This is a genomic window from Paenibacillus cremeus (assembly GCF_007786445.1).
Lineage (GTDB): Bacteria > Bacillota > Bacilli > Paenibacillales > NBRC-103111 > Paenibacillus_G > Paenibacillus_G cremeus.
The window spans coordinates 21,876-29,203 of sequence record NZ_VNJI01000069.1; the positions used below are offsets into that span (position 1 = coordinate 21,876).

At 44.0% G+C, this 7,328-nt stretch carries 6 protein-coding genes and 2 pseudogenes; 3 read left to right on the forward strand and 5 right to left on the reverse strand.

Features of this window, described 5'->3' with window-relative positions:
* Nucleotides 1-12: 12 nt before the first annotated feature.
* A complete protein-coding gene (locus FPZ49_RS32190) occupies nt 13-657 on the forward strand; it encodes a hypothetical protein (protein WP_144854431.1) in 645 nt (214 codons plus the stop codon).
* A 320-nt stretch (nt 658-977) separates the two neighbouring features.
* On the opposite strand, the gene FPZ49_RS32195 is transcribed toward FPZ49_RS32190, so the two are convergent.
* Complete coding sequence (locus tag FPZ49_RS32195) at nt 978-1,769, reverse strand: aldo/keto reductase (protein ID WP_144854432.1); 792 nt, start codon at nt 1,767-1,769, stop codon at nt 978-980.
* A gap of 31 nt (nt 1,770-1,800) precedes the next feature.
* The gene (locus FPZ49_RS32200) at nt 1,801-2,781 is read right to left on the reverse strand and encodes an aldo/keto reductase (RefSeq protein WP_144854433.1); all 981 of its coding nucleotides are present in this window, start codon (nt 2,779-2,781) and stop codon (nt 1,801-1,803) included.
* A gap of 310 nt (nt 2,782-3,091) precedes the next feature.
* Between FPZ49_RS32200 and FPZ49_RS32205 the strand changes: the two are divergent.
* Nucleotides 3,092-4,118, forward strand: a pseudogene (locus FPZ49_RS32205) (IS1595 family transposase).
* A gap of 98 nt (nt 4,119-4,216) precedes the next feature.
* On the opposite strand, the gene FPZ49_RS37755 reads toward FPZ49_RS32205, so the two are convergent.
* From FPZ49_RS37755 to FPZ49_RS32215, 3 genes and pseudogenes are all read right to left on the reverse strand, one after another.
* Nucleotides 4,217-4,822, reverse strand: a complete 606-nt coding sequence (locus FPZ49_RS37755) for a CBO0543 family protein (protein ID WP_391563896.1) — start codon at nt 4,820-4,822, stop codon at nt 4,217-4,219.
* 374 nt (nt 4,823-5,196) lie between these two features.
* Nucleotides 5,197-5,454, reverse strand: a pseudogene (locus FPZ49_RS32210) (recombinase family protein); the annotation flags it as partial.
* Between the two features lie 18 nt (nt 5,455-5,472).
* Nucleotides 5,473-6,888 carry an MFS transporter gene (locus tag FPZ49_RS32215; protein WP_186446232.1) on the reverse strand — a complete coding sequence of 472 codons (1,416 nt, stop codon included), beginning with the start codon at nt 6,886-6,888 and terminating at the stop codon, nt 5,473-5,475.
* Between the two features lie 146 nt (nt 6,889-7,034).
* Here FPZ49_RS32215 and FPZ49_RS32220 point away from each other — a divergent pair.
* Nucleotides 7,035-7,328, forward strand: a 294-nt coding sequence (locus tag FPZ49_RS32220) for a transposase (protein WP_261381729.1), incomplete at its 3' end; no start/stop codon positions are given.

Here is a 7,328-nt window from a genome sequence, read left to right on the forward strand (position 1 = left end):
AATAACGACAAAATGAAACTAACACGATTTTCAGCATTATTACTTGCAGTCTCCTTACCACTAACAGCTTGTGGTTCAGCAACACAACCAACATCGTCTTTACCAAGTAAGACATCTACTCAACAATCTGCACCAATTGCTCAAACGAGCCAACAACCTCTTACTTCTCAACCAACACCATCTCCTCAAGCTAGCTCAACAACAGAAACAAAAAGTGATCAATCCCAACCATCCACTCCAAGCGATAAGGTTACACCAACAAACAAAGAACCCGAAAACAATAATACAACAAAGCCATCTTCGGTTCAGGTTTCTTCCAGTACAACTTCTAAAGAAACACCAAAAACCAGTACAGAAATCAAAACAGAAAGCAAACAAGAGGATTCTGTAAAAATTCTTAGTGTTTCATCTCCAGCTCCACGTAATTCAACTGCAACACTTAAAGCTAAAGTAGCGCCAGGAGCAACAGCTCACATTGTAGTTCACTATAAAAGTGGAGCAAGTACAGCCGCTGGATTAGAGCCAAAGAAGGCTGATTCTAATGGTAATGTTAGTTGGTCATGGCACGTTGGAGGAAACACCACCTTAGGATCTTGGAGAATTACCGTTTCATCTGGAAATTCAAGTGCAGAAACTTCATTTCAAGTTGTTCATTAATACAAAAATCCCAAATGCTTAAATGCAAATGGGGATTTTTCTTTTTCTATGTACTTCCAGTTGATTTTTCTTCTTAGAGCCGAGAGAGTCAACCACATAAAATTAAAATTCTTAGGGACTTCCTCGACACTCTGATATCTTCCTGGTTCGTTGGGTTCGATTTAGAACCGTTCATAACTATTAACGGCGGTGTTAACAATCCATCAATCCATTTGACTTCTTCTACGATATATTCCATAAAAAGTCCACCATTCGGAATGGCTCCGAGCATATGAGGTGTAAATACGGTAATCAAGGATTTGCTAATTTCATGTGGGAATCTATTCCCTGATCCATTCTCGAAGTTTTGACTCTTCCTGTTGGGTCAGTGGACCACGATCAATAGCTGTCAGATTGGTATGTACCCATTCCTCTTTTCTCATGGAAACAATCACTCGATCGATCAGTCGCTGCCCAGCGACCCAACGCAATAGGATTTCGGCAACTGAACCTTTATTTCCACCGATCTCATCCAATTTCCATCCACGGATAAAAGGAGATAGTGCGATCGCGGTCATTCCCATCTCTTTCGCTTTCAAGAACATCTCTTTGGCTCCTTGATTAAACGCATTATAAGGCGCCAATACATAAGAAACCTGGTGATCAGTGAGTAGCTGGCACAAGTGTTCAAGTTTAACCATCCCGAGCGCTACTTTCTTGACCTTGCCCTCTTGCATCCATTTTTTCGCGAGATCCAGTTCTTTATGAAGCTCCTCTGTATTTTTATGTACATGGATAACAAGGATATCAATATAGTTTGTTTGCAACTCCTCCAACATGACATCAATATGATGTGGTTCGTATGGAGTGTAATCAACCAATTTCGTTTCGGCACCCGGCTGATTGAAAAAATTCCAGGCCATAATTACAGCCTCACTTCGCCGGCCGAGTTCCTGCAAGACTGCCCCAAGGGCCACCCGTTCTTGATAATATGTAGTATCGATAAAGCGGATTCCGTTATCGAGACAGGCGGATACAATATTGCACTGTTCGTCAAACGAGGCTTGCGGATCATTTCCCAACTCCTGAATAAAAGAATGACCCCCGAGCCCCAACTTGGAATCGTTAACCATGTCTTCATTCCTCCCAGCTTCACAAAAATCATTAGGATAAATCGCATAAAATTTGCCTGATCAGGGTGGCCTCATCCGCAGTAATTGGCTTGCCGGCCACTTCGGCATTCGACTCCACCTGGCGAGCATTTTTAAACCCTGGGATTACACAAGCATTGGGAGATTGGGTAAGTGCAAATTGTATCGCCACGCGAATCAAATCTTGCACTTCACCGCCAAAGCGTTCCTTGATCGGTCGGAGCTTTTGCCGTATTTCCAGCAATCTTTCCCTAGAAAATGCTTGATTGCAAGAACGAATATCTCCTTCGCCAAACTGAGGCGGATTCTCCGGATCAAATTTATCCAACAATAAGCCTTGAGCCAGCGGTCCGAAAAGTACCATGCCCAGGTTTTGTTGTTCCGCCCAATGGAATAGATTTGTTGGCGGTTGATCAAATTGATTGCCCAACGCATTGTAGTGGAACTGTAGTACATCTGGGCGAGTTATCGGACAAACCCGCATAAAATCCGCATAACTATAGGCGGACTGACCGATCACACGAATCTTACCTTCTTTTTGCAGTTCTCGCATTGTTTCGGCAGCTTCTTCAAGATATAGATCGTTCGGGCCAAAATTCGTATTATGAAAATAATAAATATCCAGGTAATCCGTCCCCAAATTCGTTAGCGACTGCTCAAGCTGATGACGGATGTGGACCGGCTGCATCGCATTAGGCGCAGTACCTTTAAACCATCCAACCTTGGATGCAATTATTAAAGAATCCCGCGAATTCTCATCCAAAAATTTGCCTATGATTCTCTCAGAATGACCATCGCCATACACATCCGCCGTGTCAAAATGATTGATACCTAATTCATAAGCCTTTCGCAAACCGGCGAGAGATTCGTTATCATCGTTGCCAGACCATCCCACGGGATTTCCATCCCGCCACGAAGGGCCGCCAATAGCCCAGCATCCAAGACTAACTTCACTCACACGAAGACCTGAACGTCCTAATACACGGTATTCCAAGGATAATTACACCTCATTTACAACGTATTTTTGTCCCGTACTAGATCCTAGACCGATGTTCATCCATATTTTGGTGTCGCTTCCAACCTTTTAATTATATCAGTGTAGTTGCTTCATTTTAAGACGTGAAGAAAAGGTTACTCAGTTACCTAAAGTTAACTAAGACCTTACACTCGCTTGCCCTTCTGATCATAAATAATATCTGAAATCAGTTTACCAATTATAATGTAACGCTGTTTTCTGAAAAATTGTTGCTCTTTTGGCTATACTGTTAATACAGTGTAAAAATCCCGCAGGGGGGCAACAATTCATGGATTGGCTCAAATTATATGAAAATTTCACAGACCTGTCAGAAAAGGAACAGCACCCTTATTCGAAGCAATGAAAGAGACGCTATTCCCCGCCCCTAAAATTCACTGAATGATAGCAGATATAAGAGAAACGAAATTCTCTGGTAGTTTGGCATGCTTCACTGCGGGAGCCTAAGCGTAAAACGGAACGGGAAGTATCGCAGTCGCCAGCGCTATTTATGCAAGGATTGTGGCAAAACCTTCAACGATATGACAGGTACGCCAATGGCAGGCAATCATAAGCCAAATCTTTGGCTAAAATACTTTGAGTTGATGGTAGAAGGCTATACCCTTCCTAAAATCGTCGAACGGCTCAAGATTCACATTTCAACGGCATTCTACTGGAGACATAAGATACTTAACGCACTGCGTTCACTCGGCAACGTGCAGCTAAGCGGAATCATTGAAAGCGATGAAACTCACTTTTTGGAATCCGAAAAGGGTCGAAAAGGTGGGATTCCTCACCGCGCCGCTCGCAAGCGCGGTCGCAAGGTGGAAGATGAAAAGAAAGAACAGCGAAAGCGCGGCATCTCCAAGGAGCAGGTTAGCATCGTAGTCGCTTATGACCGTAATGGCAACATTATTTGTCAAATGGGTGGTCACGTACGCATTAAAGCAGAAGAAATTAATAAAGTTATCGGAGGGCATATCGCACCTTCTTCTTTGCTGTGCACGGACAGCGCGACGAATTACAAGAAATTCGCTAAAATGAAGGGGTTGACACACGAAGTCCTTCCACGGGGGACCCATGTATCAAAGACGATTTACCATATCCAACACGTCAATTCGTTCCATTCCCGTTTGAAGAAATGGATGGATAGATTCCAAGGTGTTGCTACCAAGTACATCGACAACTACATGTTTTGGTTCCGATTCTTGGAGCTACACAAGAAGCTGGAGCATACAGACAGGCAGAAGAAAATGCTGTTAAACTCGTGCAAAAGGGCGAATTTTACAACCATAAGAGAATTCAGAGCCATTGCTTAATTGAAACAAAATCAAATTCTTAACTCTATTAAAATTCGTTCATTGTTGATTCTTATCCAAAGAAAAAAAAACACCCAACGATTGGAGTGTCGAAAAATCTACTCGTGAACCTTCTGTTTCCTTTCAAAAATACCGACAAGAAATCTAACCAGAAAAGCTAGTGTTATGTATATTGGGAATGAATAGATGTACTTCCATTTGTACATTTCATAAATGCCAATCCAATGAAAAAACGGTTCTACAACAAATGAAATTATAGCAGAAGTGATTGTGAAAGCTATGAGCACCTTTGTGGTTGACTTTCTTCCGTATCGTTGATATACCAACATAAAAATAATTGGCAAATAACTCAAGTCAAAAGGCAAAAGTGGAGGAATGAAAGCCCAATACAAACGAATGGGATAAGCCCATAGCAAATGATTCATTCCAACCATGTCAAGAATCAATGAGATGATTCCATACAGAAATCCGAAATTCAATATTAAATGTATTCGTCGCTTATCAACAACTTTCCACCAAACTACCCAGGAACAAATAACGGTTATCAAGAGAAGCCACCATTGCCACGTAAGGAACGCATTTTCTAACCAATATTCGTGATATGAGTCCAGAAATTTCTTCCGCATTTCATTTACCTCATCAAACGAAGGACTTGCCACATTGTCACCCCTTTTTGCCCACGAGATTTTTAAGATTATTTCCATAATTTACGTGGAATATTCTCCTTTTTATACGGGGATTAATGCAGCCAACATTAATGGGGCTGGAAAACAACAATATTTACGAAAACAGCGTAATGTAAACATTATAAGCATAAGTTGCTTGCTTTCCCAATGATGCCGCAGCGGCCAGTTTCTTCTGAAGTTCTAGACCAAACTACTGCAATTCATGTCTATAGTTTTGTTCCCCGTCTGAATAAATTATCTGGTGATATATTTATTTGGGATGTACTACATTCTGGGGCGTCCAGTTGATTGCAGATCTCCTGGGGGGGCCTTAACAGAAGCCAAACGGAATCAACCCATAAAAGACAAAAGAAAAAAAGCCCGACAGAGAGCAACTGCCGAGCCTGGGCCAATTACGCATTACGTTTCCTTACCTCACGTATCAATGTGGACTTGCTGATCCATGTCATAGCGGCAACTTCGTTATATGAGTGCTCACCGAGCAGCCCTACAGCGTGGCTTAGCTGCATCTCCGTGTACGACTTCCGTCGTCCTTCCTTGAAACCTTCCTTTTGCTTGGCGATCGCCTTGCCCTCTTGAGTCCGTTCGACAATCATGTCCCGTTCATACTCGGCGAAGCCTGAGAAGATGGCTAGGATCAGTCTGAGTGTGGTAACTCTGCACTTTGTTCAGGCGCTTGTTCCAGCGTTCTCAGGTTTATCACGTGGACGGAATTTACCGGATAAAGCTACGCCTAAGCAGAAAATAAAGCAAAGAACGAACAACATTCGAATCCGGACCTCTACGTTCGTGCCGTGCGTCCCCTCCAATATATCCAGATTGCTCGAGCCCAAATTTCCGACCATAAGGGTGGCAAGCCCAATCCCTGCAATATTTCCAAGATAGCGGACCAAAGCGAGAAGGCTTCCCGTCAAGCTAACTTTATGATCGGGTGCTGCGCTCATAATTTCCGCATTGTTCGTCGCGTGAAAGAACCCATTGCCGATTCCGAATATCCCGAGCTGCAGCCCAATGCCCACGATGGTAACGCTAGGCAGCGCAGAAATGAAAAGCATGGAAACCGAGCAGCAAAGCGAGCCGATCGTAATCGGAAAGTAGCCGCCGAATTGATCGCGGATCCAGCCGGCATAAGGCGCTGTTATTCCCATCATAAGCGGCTGAACAATGAGCAGAAGCCCGATGACCCAGGAAGAGTAGCCTAACTGTCCCTGCAAATAAAACACGATCGGCAGCATCGTTGCTGTTTGTGCAAGACTGATGAAAAACGAATTGATGCTACCTATCAAAATCTTTCGATGGCGAAACAGCTCTCGATCTAAGATACCGTACGAGATTTTACGCTGAAGAAGCCCTAACGCTATGAGCAATGCCAGACCTGCAGTGCCTTCCATAACCAATATCGGTGATAAGCCTTGGCTGTGCTTACTGGCTTCTGCGGCCAGCATTAGAACACACGTTCCCGCTGCCAGTAAAAAAGCTCCGGCTACGTCGATTGGACTTCGATCGGTTCCGGCTTTCGTATTCGGGAATGAGCGAAGACCTAGTACAAATGCACACAGTCCGATAGGCACGTTAATCCAAAATAACCAGGGCCAGTCGGCGATTTCCAAAAGTAAGCCACCTAGAGCCGGACCCGAGATGGAACCGATGGAAATTACGACGGCGTTAATCCCTAACGCGCGGCCTCTTTCCCGGTCGGGAAACAATTGGCGGACCATCGCTTGGCTGTTAGCCATAATCATTGTGGCACCTAAGCCTTGAAGACATCGGTAAACGAGAAGGCTCACTATTCCGTCCGATAGCGCAATGCAAACCGATCCGATACTGAAAATAAGAAAGCCGAAGCTGTAAATTTTCCTTCGGTCTCCCCGATCCGACAGCTTACCCAAGAACGGCAGCAGAGCGACCATCGTAAGCAAATACGATGTAGCCACCCACTGAACTTGTGCAAGCGTTACACCGAATTCGTCCGCCATGACCGGCAGTGAGACATTAACGATGCCGACGTCGAGAGTTGAAATCAAAGTGCCCATATTAATGATCTGGAGTATTTTCCATCGATGGGGGTTCGTTGTACCGTTCATTCGTTTCATTTCTCCCTTGGTATAGATTAGATAGCTTCGTCTGCCGCATGTTTGATAACGGTTATAAATATGGGATTCTAGATTGATTTCATAATCCCTTTTCTATCCTGCCGTTTTTAAATAAACAACAAAGTTTAACTGAATAATTGCTTATACCGCAATCTCAGAATCACCTCGTTCGTGTTGTTAACGCCGCAGTCAAACGTCTCGATGATGCCATCTTCGACGCAGCCTATCCAGGAGGTGGCCGAGACAGCTATCACCCCAAAATGTTAACCAAAGTCATCATCTATGCCTACACCCAGCGGATTTATTCTTCCCGACAGATTGCCAAAGCTGTTCGCGAAAACATCATGTTTATGTGGATCGCGGGCAGGCAACGACCGGATTTCCGCACCATTAATAGGTTCCGCTCGGAGCGGATGAAAACGGTGCTGGAG